The sequence below is a fragment of the Paenibacillus sp. NN59 genome (genome assembly GCF_057597225.1).
The window spans coordinates 5,632,670-5,651,698 of record NZ_CP199678.1 but is presented as its reverse complement, the minus strand read 5'-3'; the positions used below and the strand labels follow the sequence as shown (position 1 = coordinate 5,651,698).

The 19,029-nt window shown below is 46.8% G+C and carries 11 protein-coding genes, 11 tRNA genes and 2 rRNA genes; 23 read left to right on the top strand and 1 reads right to left on the bottom strand.

Annotation, left to right across the window (positions count from 1 at the left end; translation table 11 throughout):
* Positions 1 to 146 precede the first annotated feature (146 nt).
* The 13 genes from ACT89M_RS24695 to ACT89M_RS24635 all read left to right on the top strand — a co-directional run bounded on the left by ACT89M_RS24695 (position 147) and on the right by ACT89M_RS24635 (position 4,368).
* Positions 147 to 3,074, top strand: a 23S ribosomal RNA gene (locus ACT89M_RS24695).
* Between the two features lie 139 nt (positions 3,075 to 3,213).
* Positions 3,214 to 3,330, top strand: a 5S ribosomal RNA gene (gene rrf, locus ACT89M_RS24690).
* A gap of 84 nt (positions 3,331 to 3,414) precedes the next feature.
* Positions 3,415 to 3,490, top strand: a tRNA-Asn gene (locus ACT89M_RS24685).
* A gap of 3 nt (positions 3,491 to 3,493) precedes the next feature.
* A tRNA-Thr gene (locus ACT89M_RS24680) sits at positions 3,494 to 3,566 on the top strand.
* Positions 3,567 to 3,576: 10 nt separating this feature from the next.
* Positions 3,577 to 3,648: transfer RNA gene (locus ACT89M_RS24675), tRNA-Glu, on the top strand.
* 45 nt (positions 3,649 to 3,693) lie between these two features.
* Positions 3,694 to 3,769: transfer RNA gene (locus ACT89M_RS24670), tRNA-Val, on the top strand.
* A gap of 8 nt (positions 3,770 to 3,777) precedes the next feature.
* Positions 3,778 to 3,852, top strand: a tRNA-Gln gene (locus ACT89M_RS24665).
* A 9-nt stretch (positions 3,853 to 3,861) separates the two neighbouring features.
* A tRNA-Lys gene (locus ACT89M_RS24660) sits at positions 3,862 to 3,934 on the top strand.
* A gap of 12 nt (positions 3,935 to 3,946) precedes the next feature.
* A tRNA-Leu gene (locus tag ACT89M_RS24655) sits at positions 3,947 to 4,027 on the top strand.
* 11 nt (positions 4,028 to 4,038) lie between these two features.
* A tRNA-Gly gene (locus ACT89M_RS24650) sits at positions 4,039 to 4,113 on the top strand.
* Between the two features lie 6 nt (positions 4,114 to 4,119).
* Positions 4,120 to 4,196 (top strand) — tRNA-Arg (locus tag ACT89M_RS24645).
* 16 nt (positions 4,197 to 4,212) lie between these two features.
* Positions 4,213 to 4,286 (top strand) — tRNA-Pro (locus ACT89M_RS24640).
* An 11-nt stretch (positions 4,287 to 4,297) separates the two neighbouring features.
* Positions 4,298 to 4,368: transfer RNA gene (locus ACT89M_RS24635), tRNA-Gly, on the top strand.
* 243 nt (positions 4,369 to 4,611) lie between these two features.
* Here the strand turns inward: ACT89M_RS24635 and ACT89M_RS24630 are convergent.
* Complete coding sequence (locus ACT89M_RS24630; RefSeq protein WP_145334652.1) at positions 4,612 to 4,971, bottom strand: WGxxGxxG family protein; 360 nt, start codon at positions 4,969 to 4,971, stop codon at positions 4,612 to 4,614.
* Positions 4,972 to 5,552: 581 nt separating this feature from the next.
* On the opposite strand from ACT89M_RS24630, the gene ppc reads away from it, so the two are divergent.
* The 10 genes from ppc to ectB all read left to right on the top strand — a co-directional run bounded on the left by ppc (position 5,553) and on the right by ectB (position 18,705).
* A complete protein-coding gene (ppc, locus tag ACT89M_RS24625; protein ID WP_154891776.1) occupies positions 5,553 to 8,345 on the top strand; it encodes a phosphoenolpyruvate carboxylase in 2,793 nt (930 codons plus the stop codon).
* A 255-nt stretch (positions 8,346 to 8,600) separates the two neighbouring features.
* Entirely contained in the window at positions 8,601 to 9,167 is a 567-nt protein-coding gene (gene sigW / locus ACT89M_RS24620) for an RNA polymerase sigma factor SigW (RefSeq protein WP_090924356.1), read from the top strand.
* Between the two features lie 135 nt (positions 9,168 to 9,302).
* On the top strand, positions 9,303 to 9,917 hold the full coding sequence (locus ACT89M_RS24615; RefSeq protein ID WP_090924355.1) for a zf-HC2 domain-containing protein: 615 nt from the start codon (positions 9,303 to 9,305) through the stop codon (positions 9,915 to 9,917).
* Between the two features lie 289 nt (positions 9,918 to 10,206).
* Complete coding sequence (gene cdaA / locus ACT89M_RS24610) at positions 10,207 to 11,046, top strand: diadenylate cyclase CdaA (protein ID WP_090924354.1); 840 nt, start codon at positions 10,207 to 10,209, stop codon at positions 11,044 to 11,046.
* Positions 11,039 to 12,538 carry a CdaR family protein gene (locus ACT89M_RS24605; RefSeq protein WP_487344863.1) on the top strand — a complete coding sequence of 500 codons (1,500 nt, stop codon included), beginning with the start codon at positions 11,039 to 11,041 and terminating at the stop codon, positions 12,536 to 12,538. The genes cdaA and ACT89M_RS24605 overlap by 8 nt, the downstream gene beginning before the upstream one ends.
* A 77-nt stretch (positions 12,539 to 12,615) precedes the next feature.
* Positions 12,616 to 13,956: a phosphoglucosamine mutase gene (gene glmM, locus ACT89M_RS24600; protein ID WP_154891778.1), complete on the top strand. Its 1,341-nt coding sequence runs from the start codon at positions 12,616 to 12,618 to the stop codon at positions 13,954 to 13,956.
* Positions 13,957 to 14,136: 180 nt separating this feature from the next.
* The gene (locus tag ACT89M_RS24595) at positions 14,137 to 14,289 is read left to right on the top strand and encodes a hypothetical protein (RefSeq protein WP_186331813.1); all 153 of its coding nucleotides are present in this window, start codon (positions 14,137 to 14,139) and stop codon (positions 14,287 to 14,289) included.
* A gap of 31 nt (positions 14,290 to 14,320) precedes the next feature.
* Entirely contained in the window at positions 14,321 to 14,566 is a 246-nt protein-coding gene (locus ACT89M_RS24590) for a hypothetical protein (RefSeq protein WP_154891779.1), read from the top strand.
* A gap of 156 nt (positions 14,567 to 14,722) precedes the next feature.
* On the top strand, positions 14,723 to 16,555 hold the full coding sequence (gene glmS, locus ACT89M_RS24585) for a glutamine--fructose-6-phosphate transaminase (isomerizing) (protein ID WP_308723178.1): 1,833 nt from the start codon (positions 14,723 to 14,725) through the stop codon (positions 16,553 to 16,555).
* A gap of 866 nt (positions 16,556 to 17,421) precedes the next feature.
* Positions 17,422 to 18,705, top strand: a complete 1,284-nt coding sequence (gene ectB / locus ACT89M_RS24580; RefSeq protein ID WP_308723180.1) for a diaminobutyrate--2-oxoglutarate transaminase — start codon at positions 17,422 to 17,424, stop codon at positions 18,703 to 18,705.
* Positions 18,706 to 19,029: the final 324 nt, after the last annotated feature.

Genomic DNA, 19,029 nt, shown 5'->3' with positions numbered 1-19,029 from the left:
AACATTCCTTTTTAGCTGAACTTGTGTATAACAAGTTTCAATAAAAACGGTAGATAATGCAATTGCGATGGTATCGGGTGGGAGCGACTTTTGGCTTTGGACGTAGTCCAAACCAAGGGAAGCGAGCGAACGAAACCGGAGCATATGGTTAAGCTACTAAGAGCACACGGAGGATGCCTAGGCGCTAGGAGCCGATGAAGGACGTGGCGAACAACGAAACTGCCTCGGGGAGCTGTAAGCAAGCTTTGATCCGGGGATGTCCGAATGGGGAAACCCAGCTGGGGTAATATCCAGTTACTCTTGTCTGAATACATAGGGCAAGTAGAGGCATACCAGGGGAACTGAAACATCTAAGTACCCTGAGGAAGAGAAAACAATAGTGATTCCGTCAGTAGCGGCGAGCGAACGCGGAGAAGCCCAAACCAAAGAGCTTGCTCTTTGGGGTTGTGGGACGTCTCACATGGAGTTACAAAGGAACCGGTTAAGCGAAGAGGTCTGGAAAGGCCCGCCAAAGAAGGTAAAAGCCCTGTAATTGAAAGTCTGTTCCCTCCGAGACGGATCCCGAGTAGTGCGGGGCACGTGAAACCCCGTATGAATCCGGCAGGACCATCTGCCAAGGCTAAATACTTCCTAGCGACCGATAGTGAAGCAGTACCGTGAGGGAAAGGTGAAAAGCACCCCGGAAGGGGAGTGAAATAGAACCTGAAACCGTGTGCTTACAAAAAGTCAGAGCCCGTTTTAGGGGTGATGGCGTGCCTTTTGTAGAATGAACCGGCGAGTTACGTTCCCGTGCAAGGTTAAGGTGAAGAGCCGGAGCCGCAGCGAAAGCGAGTCTGAATAGGGCGAATGAGTACGTGGACGTAGACCCGAAACCGGGTGATCTACCCCTGTCCAGGGTGAAGGTGCGGTAACACGCACTGGAGGCCCGAACCCACGCATGTTGAAAAATGCGGGGATGAGGTGGGGGTAGCGGAGAAATTCCAATCGAACTCGGAGATAGCTGGTTCTCCCCGAAATAGCTTTAGGGCTAGCCTCGGAAAACAGAGTCGTGGAGGTAGAGCACTGATTGGGTGCGGGGCCCGCAAGGGTTACCAAGCTCAGTCAAACTCCGAATGCCATAGACTTACTTCCGGGAGTCAGACAGTGAGTGCTAAGATCCATTGTCAAAAGGGAAACAGCCCAGACCATCAGCTAAGGTCCCCAAGTGTGTGTTAAGTGGGAAAGGATGTGGAGTTGCACAGACAACCAGGATGTTGGCTTAGAAGCAGCCACCATTGAAAGAGTGCGTAATAGCTCACTGGTCGAGTGACTCTGCGCCGAAAATGTAACGGGGCTAAACACACCACCGAAGCTATGGCTTGATGCTTTGCATCAGGGGTAGGGGAGCGTTGTATAAGGGTTGAAGGTGTACCGTAAGGAGCGCTGGACATTATACAAGTGAGAATGCCGGTATGAGTAACGAAAAGATCAGTGAGAATCTGATCCGCCGAAAGCCTAAGGGTTCCTGAGGAAGGCTCGTCCGCTCAGGGTAAGTCGGGACCTAAGGCGAGGCCGAAAGGCGTAGTCGAAGGACAACAGGTCGAAATTCCTGTACCACCGTAAATCGTTACGAGCGATGGGGGGACGCAGTAGGGTAGTGACGCAGGCTGATGGATGCCTGTCCAAGCAGTAAGGCTGGTTAGTAGGCAAATCCGCTAACCGTAAGGCTGAGCTGTGATGGGGAGTGAAAATTACAGTAGCGAAGGTCATGATCTCACACTGCCAAGAAAAGCCTCTAGCCAGATGAAGGTGCCCGTACCGCAAACCGACACAGGTAGGCGAGAAGAGAATTCTAAGGCGCGCGGAAGAACTCTCGTTAAGGAACTCGGCAAAATGACCCCGTAACTTCGGGAGAAGGGGTGCCCCGGTAGTGTGAATAGCACGAGGGGGCCGCAGTGAAAAGGCCCAAGCGACTGTTTAGCAAAAACACAGGTCTGTGCGAAGCCGTAAGGCGAAGTATACGGGCTGACGCCTGCCCGGTGCTGGAAGGTTAAGGGGAGTGGTTAGGGAGTAATCCCGAAGCTGTGAACCGAAGCCCCAGTAAACGGCGGCCGTAACTATAACGGTCCTAAGGTAGCGAAATTCCTTGTCAGGTAAATTCTGACCCGCACGAATGGCGTAACGACTTGGGCGCTGTCTCAACGAGAGATCCGGTGAAATTTTAATACCTGTGAAGATGCAGGTTACCCGCGACAAGACGGAAAGACCCCATGGAGCTTTACTGCAGCTTGATATTGAATTTGGGTACGATCTGTACAGGATAGGTGGGAGCCTTTGAAGCGTGAGCGCCAGCTTGCGTGGAGGCACCGTTGGGATACCACCCTGATCGTATCTAGGTTCTAACCTGGTACCGTAAACCGGTGCGGGGACAGTGTCAGGTGGGCAGTTTGACTGGGGCGGTCGCCTCCTAAAGAGTAACGGAGGCGCCCAAAGGTTCCCTCAGAATGGTTGGAAATCATTCGAAGAGTGCAAAGGCATAAGGGAGCTTGACTGCGAGACCTACAAGTCGAGCAGGGACGAAAGTCGGGCTTAGTGATCCGGTGGTACCGCATGGAAGGGCCATCGCTCAACGGATAAAAGCTACCCTGGGGATAACAGGCTTATCTCCCCCAAGAGTCCACATCGACGGGGAGGTTTGGCACCTCGATGTCGGCTCATCGCATCCTGGGGCTGAAGTAGGTCCCAAGGGTTGGGCTGTTCGCCCATTAAAGCGGTACGCGAGCTGGGTTCAGAACGTCGTGAGACAGTTCGGTCCCTATCTGTCGTGGGCGTAGGAAATTTGAGAGGAGCTGTCCTTAGTACGAGAGGACCGGGATGGACGTACCGCTGGTGTACCAGTTGTTCCGCCAGGAGCACCGCTGGGTAGCTATGTACGGACGGGATAAGCGCTGAAAGCATCTAAGCGTGAAGCCCCCCTCAAGATGAGATTTCCCAGTATGTAAGACCCCTTGAAGACGACGAGGTAGATAGGCTGGGGGTGGAAGTGCAGTAATGCATGGAGCTGACCAGTACTAATCGGTCGAGGGCTTATCCAATATGCAAGTTTTGATCGCGCACGTTTCGTTTCGAATCTAGTTTTCAGAGAACAACACTCTGAATATGCGCTGAACCATTCATCCACACCGCTGTGATGGACCGAATGGAACGCGAATGCATTTGTTTCACAAATGCTCGTTTGGTGGCGATGGCGGAGGGGTTCCACACGTACCCATCCCGAACACGACCGTTAAGCCCTCTAGCGCCGATGGTACTTGGACCGCAGGGTCCTGGGAGAGTAGGACGCCGCCAAGCGAACTCTTTCATCATACATAGAAAACAGGCTCTGCATGTGGACGTTGTACGATGAATTGCATTTGCACTGCAAATGCATATTATTCCCTGATAGCTCAGTTGGTAGAGCACTCGACTGTTAATCGAGTTGTCACAGGTTCGAGTCCTGTTCGGGGAGCCATTTGCTCTCATAGCTCAGTAGGTAGAGTGCATCCATGGTAAGGATGAGGTCACCGGTTCGATCCCGGTTGAGAGCTCTGCAAATGGGGCCCGTTGGTCAAGGGGTTAAGACACCTCCCTTTCACGGAGGTAACAGGGGTTCGAATCCCCTACGGGTCATAGTTTTATCTAATGTTTTTAATTAGGGATGAACATCCCAAAGATGGAGGCTTAGCTCAGCTGGGAGAGCATCTGCCTTACAAGCAGAGGGTCGGGGGTTCGATCCCCTCAGCCTCCACCATCTATTTTTGGGGATTAGCCAAGCGGTAAGGCAACGGACTTTGACTCCGTCATGCATAGGTTCAAATCCTATATCCCCAGCCATTTTAATATGAGTCATTAGCTCAGTTGGTAGAGCACCTGACTTTTAATCAGGGTGTCGAAGGTTCGAATCCTTCATGACTCACTTTTACTACATGCGCGTGTGGCGGAATTGGCAGACGCACTAGACTTAGGATCTAGCGTCTTTGACGTGGGGGTTCAAGTCCCTCCACGCGCATCCCTTATTTTGCGGAAGTGGCTCAGCGGTAGAGCATCGCCTTGCCAAGGCGAGGGTCGCGGGTTCGATTCCCGTCTTCCGCTCCAATATTTGCGCCCTTAGCTCAGCTGGATAGAGCGTTTGACTACGAATCAAAAGGCCGGGAGTTCGAATCTCTCAGGGCGCGCCATTATTACCTTTCATATCGGGATGTAGCTCAGCTTGGTAGAGCACCTGGTTTGGGACCAGGGGGTCGCATGTTCAAATCGTGTCATCCCGATTTTTGTTTATGCGGGTGTAGTTCAATGGTAGAACTTTAGCCTTCCAAGCTAATAGCGTGGGTTCGATTCCCATCACCCGCTTACTGATTCAAAAAAGTCTCTGCACTTATAGCAGAGACTTTTTTTTGTAATGAATCTGAAACGTTGATATATCGTGTTAGGAGGCGATCTAAGACACAGATCGCCTTGTATGTATCTAAGAGCCGAATCCATTGTGTGAAGCAGTACACAATGGGTTCGGCTCTTTTATGTTGCTTTACGCTAAAGGTCAGTGATGACCAGCTTAGTAGCGGAGGTCCTTTTTTTCACAAAAGAACCAATCAATTAACGCTCGTGATGATCAGTTGCTCTCTTACGCATACCGGCCAGTCCCAGCAACCCGAGCAAACCAAGCCATCCCCAGTCCATTCCGTTGTCGCGGTCTGTTGTTGTAGCTGCATTTGTACGTACACTGTTAGTGCGGTAATCCCCATTGTTTCGGTAATCACCATTGGTACGATAGTTACCATCCATGTTCATGTTCAAGTTGCTGTTTGTACGGTCCATGTAGTTGCTATTCTGATAAGACTTTACACGTGAACCGTTGGTATCCATCCCGTTGGTCATATGGCCCTCAGCACCTGCAGAACCAGCCATTGCGGCAACGACTAACATGGAAGCAATAATGGTTGTGGCTTTTTTCATGATGTGAACTCCTCCTTTATGTTGTAAGAACTATCAAGTAATCTGCCCAAATACACAAGAACATTATGTAGCAGGAGGAGTGTTAAGTTATGGGGGACAAACAAATTTTACTGTGAAATACATAAGAAATATGTCTAAAGACAACGGTAAGTGTTAGAAAATCGAAATTTCTCTTTAATTCATTGCGTCAGTGTGGTAAAGTATACAAAAGCTTGCTTTGCCGGTCATGTTTCTTAGGAGCGCCTGTTATCCATGAATGCTAAAACTGGAGAATTGAAAGCCTACTTCCGTATTCCAAAACCTAGAATAATGTGACTGCATAATTATGAATTTTTTAGATTAGTTATGAGATGTTCAAGGTATAAAAAGTACGTGAAAAAGGTATCATGCGACAGCATATGGCTATTCATAGAAGCAGAACAAGAAAATGAATAAAAAAGCGTGTTTTTGTGATGTATTTCGGGGATAATCCCCATTTTTACTAGTAGAAAAATAAAGATTTTCGTACCATTTTATTGTATGATGTTATGAAGGTGTCAAATTTACGTGTACGAATGGAACGATCAGATGGGAGGATAAGCATGACTGAAACTACGGTAACCGCCAGCAAAAGCCAATCCAACAACCTGCTTCGGCGAGACGTGCGGTTCCTGGGCAACATACTCGGAGAAGTTCTTGTCCATCAAGGAGGCACGGAGCTTCTAGATGTCGTTGAGAAGATTCGGGAAACGAGCAAATCGTTGCGTGCAGAGTTTTTGCCAGAACTGTATGAAGAGTTCAAAACGATGATCCAGGAATTAGACTCGGACAATCGTCATCAGGTTATTCGGGCTTTCGCTATTTATTTTCAATTAGTTAATATTGCTGAACAAAACCATCGGATTCGGCGTAAACGGGATTATGAGCGTTCTGCGGGAGATGCTGTACAGCCAGGTTCGATTGAAAAGGCAGTACAGGACCTAAAAGAACGTGGATTGTCTCATACCGAAGTAGAAGAGATTCTGGATGATTTATCACTGGAACTCGTGATGACAGCTCACCCGACAGAAGCGATGCGCCGGGTTATTCTGGATATCCATAAACGGATTTCTGAAGATGTCATGCTACTGGACAATCCTACGCTGACGTTGCGTGAACGTGAACAACTGCGTGAGAAACTGTTGAATGAGGTTATTACGCTCTGGCAGACAGATGAGCTTCGCGATCGCAAACCGACTGTACTCGATGAAGTGCGGAACGGGATGTATTACTTTCATGAAACGTTGTTCCACGTACTTCCGGATGTATATCAGGAACTGGAACGTTGCCTGAATAAATTTTATCCAGACCATGACTGGCATGTGCCGACGTATTTGCGTTTCGGTTCCTGGATTGGTGGAGACCGGGATGGAAATCCATCGGTAACTTCAGATGTAACATGGCAAACGCTTCTCATGCAACGCAAGCTCGCTTTGCGTGAGTATCAGCGGATTATGATTGAACTTATGGGACACCTCAGCTTCAGCACCAACATCATTCATATCTCGGATGAACTGGCGCAGTCGATTGAGCAGGATCGCAACTGTGTTACTTTGAAAAAAGTGGACATTTGGCGTAATGAAAAAGAGCCTTATCGCATTAAACTGGCTTACATGATTGCCAAGCTGAACAATGTCCTTGATGAGGACAAGGTTGGTCAGCCGGATCGCTACCAGAACGCTCAAGATCTGATTGATGATCTGTTAATTATCGACCGTAGCTTGCGTCATCATTTTGCTGACTATGTAGCAGACACAACGGTTCGTAAAATGATTCGTCAGGTTGAACTGTTCGGATTCCATACCGCTGCCCTGGATGTGCGTCAGCACAGCAAGGAGCATGAAAGTGCGATGTCGGAAATTTTAGCAAAAATGAACATTGTAGACGATTATGCACGTCTGACGGAAGACGGGAAAATCGATCTGCTTGCTCGTTTGCTGGATGATCCAAGACCGCTTACTTCTCCGTATCATCAGTACACGGAAGGAACGAGAGAGTGTCTGGATGTCTTCCGTGCAATTAAGCGTGCACAGAATGAGTTCGGTACAGGCTGTATCACGAGTTACTTGATCAGTATGACACAAGGAGCAAGTGATCTACTTGAAGTGATGGTATTTGCCAAAGAGGTTGGTTTGTTCTCCAAAGGGGCAAACGGTGAAGTGATCTCTACACTGCAAGCTGTTCCGTTGTTTGAAACGATTGACGACCTTCATGCAGCATCGGAAATTATGCAACGATTGTTTAACTTACCTATATATCGTGCAAGCGTGACTGGACGTAATGAGTTGCACGAAATTATGCTTGGATACTCCGACAGTAATAAAGATGGCGGTGTAGTTACGGCAAACTGGGAACTGCGCGTAGCGATGAATGCGATTACGGCTGTGGGCAATGAGCATGGTGTGAAGCTGAAATTCTTCCACGGACGCGGCGGAGCGCTCGGACGTGGCGGCATGCCACTGAACCGTAGTATTCTTGCACAGCCTCCTCATACGATTGGCGGCGGCATCAAAATTACGGAGCAAGGTGAAGTTATTTCATCTCGTTATTCTCTCCAAGGAATTGCTTACCGCAGTTTGGAGCAGGCTACTTCGGCGCTAATCACAGCGGCTTTGAATGGTCTGGAGCCGCAAGAGTCGGCGTCAGAGCAAGCTTGGGATGAGATTATTAAGGACATCTCGGAAGTGTCACTGACGAAGTATCAGGATCTCATTTTCCGTGACCCGGATTTCTTCACGTTCTTTAAAGAGTCTACGCCGCTTCCAGAAGTAGGCGAACTCAATATTGGTTCACGTCCATCCAAACGGAAGGGCAGTGACAAGTTTGAAGACTTGCGTGCGATTCCTTGGGTATTTGCCTGGACACAAAGCCGTTACTTGCTTCCGGCTTGGTATGCGGCAGGTACGGGGTTGCAAAGTTACTATCAGGGCAAAGAGGAGAACCTGAACGTCCTGAAAGAAATGTATGCTAACTTCCCGTTCTTCCGTACGCTGATTGATACGGTGCAAATGGCGGTTGCCAAAGCAGATCTCGTGATTGCTAAAGAGTATTCTGCCATGACTTCCAATAAAGAAGCTCGTGACCGTATCTTTGGTCAGATCGAATCGGAGTTTAAGCTTACCAAAGAGCTGATTCTGAAAATTACAGGTGAAGCTGAAATTCTGGATGATGTACCTGTAATTCAGGAATCGATTCGTTTGCGTAATCCGTATGTTGATCCACTTTCCTACATGCAAGTACAGTTGCTAAGTGAACTGCGTGACATGCGGGAACGTGGTGAGGATGATACCGAACTACTTCGTGAAGTATTGTTAACCATTAATGGTATTGCAGCAGGATTGCGGAATACAGGCTGATGTTTGATCACAAGATCATTCACAACGTTCATATGATGAATGATTTATGTAATAAAATAAATATCTATCTCTTCTTTTGAAAAGAGAGATTAGACGGGACTCCTTAGGGAGTTCCCGTTTTTACTGTTTTTGGAGGATATTTGTCATACAGTCTTGATTTTTGACCAAAGTTGATTTACGATTTGATTGGTGAATTACAAGTGTGGACGGGTATCAGAAGACGGAAGACCCATCAGCATGTCTGGGGGAATCAGGGTGGACAATTTGGAGAACAGGCTTGTGAAGCTGGTACTCAAGGGAGACCAGAGAGCCTTTGCAGAAATCGTTGAATTATACAAGGACAAGCTGTTTCATTTGGCGTATCGGATGCTGAGCAACCGTCACGAAGCGGAGGATGTTGTTCAGGAGACGTTTTTGCGTGTGTTTCGAAATATGGAAAAGTATGATCCGAATCAGAAATTCTCGACCTGGATCTATCGGATTGCAACGAATTTGTGCATCGATCGGTTACGGAGAAAGAAACCTTCTTACTCACTTGATGCAGAACTGAATGATCAGGAAGGATCTGACGGCTACGCAATGCTTCCTAGTGATGATCGAACACCAGAGAGTGAAGCACTGCTTTCCGAAACACAGACCCTCATCCGTGAGGCGATTGATAGCTTACCAGCCAAGTATAAGTCCGTTATGGTTTTGAGATATTTACAGGACTTGTCATTACAGGAGATCAGTGATGTCACAGGTATGCCCGTAACAACGATTAAGACAAGGGTGCACCGTGGCCGTGATTTTCTGCGCAAAAAACTAGAATATAAGTTATAATCACAATCACCCGAAATTTTGGGCAAAATTATTTGAAACATATCTCAAACGGGTGCGTATGAAATGTATGCAAGTCTTATGCATGCTTTTTGCAGGTGCATGGACTAAGTGTCTAAGGAAAGGATTGGCTCTCATATGGATTGCAACTCGGCCGTCTCTTTAATGCATGAATGTTTGGATGAGTCGTTGTCCCCGGATCAGAAAACTGAATTGAAAAGCCATTTGTTGATCTGTCCGGATTGTCGCATGCGCTTTAAAGAGTTGGAACAGACGGAAATGCTACTCTTTGCCATGAAACATTATTCACCGTCTGCCTCGGATGAGCTGACCAATCGAATTATGAATGCTCTGCCACAGCCCAAGAGACAACAAGTATGGCTCAGATGGGTCAAAGGACATCCCGCGCTGACGGCGGCAGCCTTCTTTTTGGTCGTGATGCTCTTTAGCGCCTTCAATTTCTGGAATCAGAACAACGAAATGGTCGTTAAGGGGAACAGTCTGGATCAGCTCGTGATTCAAGGCAACACGGTTATTGTTCCAGAAGGTAAGTCAGTTGCTGGCGATCTTACGATAGAGAATGGAACCGCTCAGGTGTATGGTGATGTGAATGGCAATCTGACGGTCATCGACGGACAACTGTTTCAAGCTTCTACAGCGCACGTGTCAGGTCAGGTGAAAAGTATCGATCAGGCGCTGGATTGGTTTTGGTACAAAATAACCAATATGGTAAATGAAGTAGCTTACCGCTAAGTCAGGGTATAACTTCACGGGTATATACCAAGCAGGGTACCTCCGAATTGCGTGGGGTACTTTTTTTTATTGCCTAAATGACAGAGAAAGTGCGAAAAGGAAGCTTATATGCAGTTTGTGACTGGAGTAACTTGCAACCTGAACGGTAACGTTATAACCTAGATAGTAATGAGAACATACTACATATAGATAAGCATTGAATAAATGCGAAGAAGGGATTATGTAAAATCCCAAATGGTTAATATGAGATCAGAGTTTACTCATCAATGGGGATAGCGGGGGCTGGCTTATGAATTATTTTGCTGACTTAACGTGGAAAGAGTCCATTAAGGACGTTATCGATATATTGATCGTTACCTATATTATGTACAAACTGATTTTGCTAGTGCGGGGTACACGCGCGGTTCAGCTACTGAAAGGAATTTTGTTCCTGGTGTTGATCTGGGCGTTAAGCACATGGCTAAATCTGTATACACTTAAATGGCTAATGAACCAGATGTTTACGTTTGGGGTTGTTGCGGTGTTTATCATATTCCAGCCGGAACTCCGTCGTGGTTTGGAACAATTGGGTCGAGGTAAACTGTTTGGGCGCTCAGCCGCCGCAAGTGATGAAGAGTTAACCGTGTTAATTGGTGAAATTATTAAGTCCGTTAACTATTTGTCTCGCCGTAAAATTGGTGCACTTGTCGTCTTCGAGCGTGAAACAGGACTGAATGACTACACGGAATCCGGGATCAAGATGCAATCTCTCGTCAGTTCTGAACTGATGATTAACATTTTTATTCCCAATACACCGCTCCATGATGGAGCAGTCATCATTCAAGGAAAACAAATATCTGCAGCAGCCTGTTACCTGCCATTATCCGAGAATCCGTTTATCAGTAAGGAATTGGGAACGCGCCATCGTGCGGCAATCGGAATAACGGAGGTGGCCGATGCAATCTGTCTGGTTGTTTCGGAGGAGACAGGGCAAGTTTCTCTGGCGATGAATGGACAGGTAGTTCGTGATATTAAGGAAGAGTCGCTGATTGCCAAGCTGTATGAGGAATTGCGTCCGACCTCCAATCTGAGCAAAAAGAATGCATGGTCAACCTTCTGGAAACGGAAGGGGGGACGTAACAATGGATAAATGGTTTAACAACAATAACTTTGCGAAAATACTTGCACTGGCGGTAAGCCTGCTTCTCTGGTTCATGATTCATCTGGATGAGGTACCCACTACACCAACCATCACAACGGGGATATCGAGCAAGGTTGTGGAGCGTACTGTACCTGTTCAGCCATATGGGCTGGATAGTAATGCTTATGTTCTTACTTCACTTAGCACAGATGAGGTGCGGCTAGAGATCAAAGGACAGCGTTCGATGCTGACGTCCATTTTTACCAATGATGATTATAAGGTTCTGGTTGATTTGAGTCAGGTTAAAGATGGTTCGAACACACTGCCGCTTGTACCTGACCTGCCTTCCGGCGTTGAAGTGGTCAGTATGGAACCTTCCATGGTAACGGTGAACGTGGAGAAATTGGGCACCAAATCGTTCAATGTGAATATTGTACCCGAAGGAGAGCCTTCGGCTGGATATACGGCTGGAACGCCCGTGGTTGAGCCTTCTGCTCCAGTTAAGGTAACTCTGCCGGAAGGACAGCTTGATGCTGTGGCGAGTGTTCAGGGCAGTGTCAGTGTGAAAGATGCGAAGGAAGATGTAATTCAGAAAAAAGTGAAGCTTCAGGCATATGATGCTGAGGGTAAAGTCATCGAGAATGCAACCATATCACCTCAAACAGTCGAAGTTCGAATACCAGTCAATCAGCCCTACACCAAAGTTCCCTTGAGGATCAAATATTCGGGACAGTTACCAGAGGGTCTGGTGCTGTCTTCGGTCGAGCCGAGCGTGAAAGAAGTCTCGATTTATGGGAGTGAGGGAGCACTTGCAGGTATACAGTCCTACGACCAAGCTACTCTTGATCTTACGCAATTCACGGAGTCTGGTACCTCTACAGTTAACGTGGACTTGACGCCGCCCTCTGGTTCTGAGAAAATCGAGCCTAGTTCGATTCAGATCAAGGTGACGGTGTCCCCATATGATGAGGTCGAAACAACGACCAAAGTCTTTCCCAACGTGCCGATTCATTTAACTGGCGTGGGGAACGGGCTGGAAGGTGAGTTGGTTACTCCTAAAAATGGTGGACAGAACATTACACTAAGTGGGCCAAGAACCATGCTTGAAGGTCTCAATGGTGATGACATCAAGCTTACAGCCAATCTCCAGGGACTTGGTGTGGGCACACATGAGATTAAACTGGAAGCTAATCTGCCCCGGTTCGCTAAGCTGGATGAGGCGTCTAATAATTTAAGTGCCACGGTGAAGATCAGTGAGAAAGCCGCAGATGCGACTGCTCCTCCAGAGCAAAATTCTGGTGAGGATAATCCCTCAGGGCCAGATCCATCACCGGCAGAAGTCGAGAATGGACAGCCAAACACGGATCCTGTAGAAGAGCAAAACGAATCGAATACGGAACAGCAGGATCAAACTCAGCAGGGAAGTGCAGCGACCAATCGTAGTAGTGTAAATAACAATGCAAATAATAATAACGGCAGTAAATCTGGTTCTAATCCGTAATTATGCAATTTTTTATTTTCAAATCTAAAAATGATATTGATGTGCTCATATATGATGCAAATAGAAGGAGTTAGATCATGGGTAAATATTTTGGTACAGATGGTGTAAGAGGGGTTGCGAATAAAGAATTGACGGCGGAGCTGGCTTACAGCATCGGACGCTGTGGTGGTTATGTGCTTGCAGGTGGGGTGGAAAGACCTAAAGTAGTGATCGGCATGGACACACGAATCTCCGGACTTATGCTGGAATCAGCACTCGTAGCGGGTCTGTTGTCTATTGGAGCGGATGTAATTCGTTTGGGCGTTGTGTCTACACCAGGTGTCGCTTATATTACTCGTTTGCTCAAAGCAGACGCGGGTGTAATGATCTCGGCTTCCCACAATCCTGTTGAGGATAACGGTATCAAATTTTTCGGTGGAGATGGCTTCAAGCTATCGGATGAGACGGAGAACCGGATCGAAGAGCTGATGGATGCGGCAAAAGATGAACTGCCACGCCCCGTTGGTGCAGGTCTTGGAACGGTGACGGTGGATGAACAATCTCGTTATCGTTATCTGGATTATCTGAAAACCACTGTATCCGAGTCGTTCTCAGGTCTCAAAATTGTACTTGACTGTGCCAATGGTGCGGCATATGAGCTGGCACCAAAATTATTCAGTGAGCTTGGGGCTGAAGTTATTGCCATTGGCGCTGAGCCGAACGGTCTGAACATTAACGAGCAGTGCGGTTCGACTCATCCGGAGCATTTAAAACAAGAGGTGCTGAAACATCAAGCGGATCTTGGCCTTGCTTTTGACGGGGATGCCGATCGTCTGATTGCTATTGATGAAACGGGTGCCGAAGTGGATGGAGACTTTATTCTGTGTATTTGCGGAGACGCGATGAATCGGGCAGGCAAGCTGAAAGATAGCACGGTGGTGTCTACCGTTATGAGTAATATTGGTTTCTACAAAGCAACAGAGAAGCTTGCGCTGAAAACAGCCAAAACGGCTGTTGGTGACCGCTATGTGATGGAAGAGATGCGTCGTGGTGGATATAACCTGGGCGGCGAACAGTCGGGTCACGTTATTTTCCTGGACTACAATACAACGGGAGATGGCATGCTAACGGCGATTCAACTTGTCGACACACTGAAAGCTTCAGGTAAAAAGCTGAGTGAGTTGAAAGCAATCATGACACAGTACCCACAAGTGCTGGTTAACGTTCGTGTTGAAGACAAGAGCAAATACGAAGGCAATGTTGCCATCGGAGAAGCGATCGCTGCAGTAGAAGAAAAACTGGGGGATAATGGTCGTGTGCTTGTTCGTGCATCGGGTACCGAGTCCTTGATCCGTGTTATGGCTGAAGGGCCAGATAAGGATGAGCTGGAGCAGTTTGTATCCCAGATTGCAGATGTTGTGCAAAAAGAACTGGTATAACCTACTGAAAAAAGCCTGTTGTCATGCGATTTGAGTGTTATTTTTCACAAAATTGAGATCTTGGCATATGGTTATACAGAGGCTGATTTAATTCCATATATTAACGATTCATTCATTGTTCCTGCGTCCTGGCCAGATAAGACTATGGGTCTGATTATTTGGCTGGGAGCGTGGGTAAATATGCTGAAATGGTTACAGGTACTTTGCTCCATTGCAAAATGGACTTCAGGTGCATATAATGAGTGGAGTCGTCATTCAGACACGGAAAGTGAGGATTGTAAGGTTACAGTTACACAAGCGCCAGAGCTTGGAGTTGCGCGGGACGCATGTTGATGGATGTCTCTTTTGCTAATCAGGAGATAACATGGGAAACATGGACGGCAATCAAGCTGACGAGGTGGAGGTGTTCGGATTGTTCGGCGGGGACCTCCCGGTGATGCACCAGAGCCGTAAACCGGATTGCGGAAAATGGATAGGTGACTGTCCACACAACGCGCCGGTAGGTGCAAAGGATCAGATAAAATTCAAAATGAATGTGCTTGAAGAGCGTAAACAGCGCGCGGACGGGAAAATGATGTACATTCATGATTGCATTCGTAATAGAGCATGAACACAACAGGGCGGCAGAAGGCCGTTCTGATCATTGATAATTGAATAGGAAATGATATTCATGATACGGTAAGCAATCTATCATTTTCCAATACGTCCACCTCTGCCTGTTTCTCTTCCAGACACAGTATTCATATACAAACGGAGGAACTAAATTATGTGCGGTATTGTTGGATATATTGGTAATAAGAACACTCAATCGGTATTGGTTGAAGGATTGAAAAAGCTCGAGTATCGTGGTTATGACTCTGCAGGGATCGCTGTATTTACACCGCAAGGTCTGCAAATTACCAAAGCTCTTGGACGTTTGGCGAATCTTGAAGCAAAGCTGGATGGTGCTCCGCTGGTAGGTAATGCCGGAATCGGACACACTCGCTGGGCTACGCATGGTAAACCATCGGACGAGAATTCCCATCCACACACGGATGGAAGCCAGAAGTTTTCCGTTGTGCATAACGGGATTATTGAGAACTATCTGGAGCTGAAGGATGAGCTGATCTCTCAAGGTCACACGTTTACTTCCGAGACAGATACTGAAGTCATTTCTCACCTGGTTGCACGTGAATACAATGGTGATATTGTTAAAACTGTGCAAAAAGTGATCACGTTGTTGCGTGGTGCATTCGCACTGGGTGTATTGACAGAGCATGAGCCTGAGAAACTCGTTGCTGTGCGTCAAGCTAGTCCATTGATTATTGGTGTTGGTGAAGGCGAGAACTTCATTGGTTCCGATATTCCGGCAATTCTGGAACATACACGTAATGTGTACATTCTGAATGATGGCGAAATGGCTGTATTGACACATGATGCTGTCGAATTGATGACGATTGAGGGCAATTTTATTTCTCGGGAAATGATTCGTGTCGATTGGGATGCAGTAACCGCGGAAAAAGGCGGATTTGAGCACTTTATGTTGAAAGAGATTCATGAGCAACCAAAAGCATATCGTGATACAATGTTGGGTCGCATCGACAATGAAGGCAAAAAAGTGCAGCTTCCTGAGCTCAAAATGACGGAAGAGCAAATTAAAAATATTCGTAACGTTCAAATCATCGCATGTGGTACGGCGTACCATGCTGGTCTGGTTGGACGTACAGTGATTGAACAAATGGTTCGTATTCCGGTTGAAACGGATGTTGCTTCCGAGTATCGTTACCGTTCACCAATTGTAAACAAAGATACACTTGTTATCGTAGTGAGCCAATCCGGTGAAACAGCAGATACGCTGGCAGCACTGCGTGAAGCTCAATCTAACGGTGCGCATGTACTGGCGATTACAAATGTTGTGGGTAGCTCGATTGCACGTGATGCAGACGATGTAATTGCTACATTGGCTGGACCTGAGATCGCAGTGGCTTCCACTAAGGCTTACACGTCCCAGTTGATCGCGTTCAACCTGCTTGGTCTGTACCTTGCACAAGTACGTGGTACACAAACACCGGATGAGATTGCACACACACTGGCAGCGATGCAAGCACTGCCTGAACAAGTGGAATCCATGCTGGAGCAAGCGGATGCGATTAAAGGGTATGCGGAGCAAATCTCTAAACATGAACATCTCTTCTTCATCGGCCGTGGTTTGGATTATGCGGTAGCACAAGAAGGCTCATTGAAACTGAAAGAAATCTCTTATATTCACTCTGAAGCTTATGCTGCAGGTGAGTTGAAACACGGTACACTCGCGTTGATCGAGGACGGTATTCCTGTTATTGCCTTGGCAACACAGGAGAACGTACTGGAGAAAACGGTAAGTAACATCAAAGAAGTAAAAGCACGTGGCGCAGACGTACTGGCGATTACGTACGAAGAGCACGTAGCTCCATTGCTTAAATCCGTTGACCAAGCGTTTGCGATTCCTAAGACACTGCCACTTCTAAGCCCAGCTCTGTCTGTTGTAGCGTTGCAATTGCTGGCATATTACGCTTCCCTCGCTCTGGGTCACGATGTCGATAAACCACGTAACTTGGCGAAAAGTGTAACGGTTGAGTAAAACCCTGGCTTGAATGAACAAGCACATGTTCAGTGATGAAAAAGTTGTGAACCAGTAAAAGAGTTTTGAATCGTATGGTACGAAAAAAGTTTTAACATCGAAAAGGGAGCCCGAGAGATTGACTCGTGGCTTCCTTTTTTTAGTTCTCAAAATATACGATACAGCCTTAATCATTCGTTGTAGTGAAAATGAAAGAAAAAGACGAAGCCAAATGAAGAAGAGAGAGCCTTCCACGTATCGAAATCGCAAGTAATGCACTTCATAAAATAGTTGTTAAATCGACATCAACGTAATTTTTAGCTCTGCTAATCTTTACAAAACAAAAGTAAATTAAAATGAAAAGTATAACTTCTTAAATTCTTCTGCTTATATAAGTTAACGAGATCAATTTAGGACAATCATGTTAAATTTTTGTAAAGTGAAAGGATTCAAAGCTTCGACGGAGAAAGTGAAGGTAATATATACCATTAGTACCATTCGGATTATTGGTAAATTACTCCTGTTTAATTCCTCGATTGATGACAAAATCTGCTTATTTCCCTCCTAATTGTGTTAATTTAAGGCGAAATATTAACACTTTATACTTCAAAGATCTAATTTAACCAAAATTTTACTATACATTCTTTGGAAATTTGATATAATTCTACGCAGGTCGACCTTCCAATTATTGAAAAAAATAGAATTGGTGGGTTTTTATACATACCTAAGCTGTGCGCGAGAGACCAGTCTACTGGATACCCAGCAAGCCGGCATGCGAGGACCGACAATTGTGGTAACGACAGCCAAGAATTTTTTGCTCGATGACGCCAGAAGTTTCAGAAAGAATGAAGCTAAACTTATCCCAATTACGATGGAGGATGAAGCGCGTGAGCATTTTTGAAAAGCTGGAATCTAACGTAAGATCTTACTGCAGAAGCTTTCCGGTAGTATTCGACCGGGCCAAGGAAGACCTGTTATATGCTGAGGATGGAAGAGCATACATTGATTTTTTTGCAGGTGCTGGAGCACTGAACTATGGTCATAACAACGATTATATTAAAGGTCGGATTCTAGATTATCTGACCTCCGATCGGATTATGCATGGTCTCGATATGTACACAATGGCCAAGCGCGAATTCATCCAGAGCTTCTCGGAACGGATCTTGGAGCCAAAGAAGCTGAATTACAAGCTTCAATTCTGCGGTCCGACGGGCACAAATGCAGTGGAAGCGGCACTCAAGCTTGCACGCAAGGCGAAGAAAAGAACCGGCATCTTTGCATTCATGGGTGGTTTCCACGGCATGTCACTTGGCAGCCTCTCGGCAACAAGCTCTAAGTCGATGAGGGAAGGAGCGGGGCTTCCTCTGGATGGAGTTACCTTCATACCACATCCGAGTGGAGCTTTCGCAGATATGGATACACTTGGTTATATTGAAAATATTCTAACGGATTCGCACTCCGGAGTTGATAAGCCGGCTGCCATTCTGCTCGAAACAGTTCAAGCTGAAGGCGGCATTCATGTTGCTGACGCACAGTGGTTACGCGGATTGCAACAGATTTGCCGCAAGCACGATATACTGCTCATTACCGATGAGATTCAAGTCGGTTGCGGCCGAACTGGCGAATTCTTCTCCTTCGAACGTGCGGGGATTGAGCCGGATCTGATTACCCTGTCAAAGTCGATCAGCGGGTACGGCCTGCCAATGTCCCTCCTGCTCCTGAAGCCTGAACTGGATATCTGGACGCCAGGGGAACACAACGGTACCTTCCGCGGCAACCAGCTCGCTTTTGTGGCTGCCAAGGCTGCTCTTGAGTTCCGGGACAGAGTAGCCTTGGAACAACAGGTGAAGCAGAAGGAAGAGTTCGTGCGAGCGTTCCTTGATAAAGAAATCAAACCTTTACATCCTTCCATCACCATCCGCGGAATTGGCCTGATCTGGGGCATTGACGTTTCGGGCTTTACGGATGAAGCCGGGGCGAAGCGGATGTCGGAGATCAGTTTTGAGAATGGGCTTATTATTGAAAGGGCCGGCAGAGGGGATCTCGTCCTGAAGATCATGCCTCCGCTGACTGTTTCCATGGAGAATCTGGCTGCTGGTTGCGATATTATCAAGTCTAGTATTCAGCAGGTAATCTCTCAAGAGGCCCAGCGTTTGCTGGTAACAACCTAAGCTTGGTCAAACTGACGGGTGCACTGGTAATAGGGCTAGAACTTCTTTCAGGGGGCCGCGCGTCAGACAACATGGAATTCATTTCTATTCCTAGGGCTAACCCGTTCATCTAATACAGAGCATTTTTGTGAACCTCATGAAATACCATCTTCACATGTAATCGCCCGGGAAAAGATCACTACCCCGCGGCCTGATCTTGACTTATCCACATCGGGACTGCGGGGGAATTCATTAAGCGTACATAGAGTGTATCAATGCCCCTTAACATAGGTTTTGATCAAGGTAACTCCGTTGCAAAATCCGAAGGTACGGCTGATTTTCTGC

Coding starts and splice junctions, on each gene's coding strand:
- ppc (WP_154891776.1), top strand. CDS start 5,553: ATGACTGAAACTACGGTAACCGCCAGCAAAAGCCAATCCAACAACCTG.
- ACT89M_RS24605 (WP_487344863.1), top strand. CDS start 11,039: ATGGATAAATGGTTTAACAACAATAACTTTGCGAAAATACTTGCACTG.
- ACT89M_RS24595 (WP_186331813.1), top strand. CDS start 14,137: ATGCTGAAATGGTTACAGGTACTTTGCTCCATTGCAAAATGGACTTCA.
- cdaA (WP_090924354.1), top strand. CDS start 10,207: ATGAATTATTTTGCTGACTTAACGTGGAAAGAGTCCATTAAGGACGTT.
- ACT89M_RS24615 (WP_090924355.1), top strand. CDS start 9,303: ATGGATTGCAACTCGGCCGTCTCTTTAATGCATGAATGTTTGGATGAG.
- ACT89M_RS24630 (WP_145334652.1), bottom strand. CDS start 4,971: ATGAAAAAAGCCACAACCATTATTGCTTCCATGTTAGTCGTTGCCGCA.
- glmM (WP_154891778.1), top strand. CDS start 12,616: ATGGGTAAATATTTTGGTACAGATGGTGTAAGAGGGGTTGCGAATAAA.
- ACT89M_RS24590 (WP_154891779.1), top strand. CDS start 14,321: ATGGGAAACATGGACGGCAATCAAGCTGACGAGGTGGAGGTGTTCGGA.
- glmS (WP_308723178.1), top strand. CDS start 14,723: ATGTGCGGTATTGTTGGATATATTGGTAATAAGAACACTCAATCGGTA.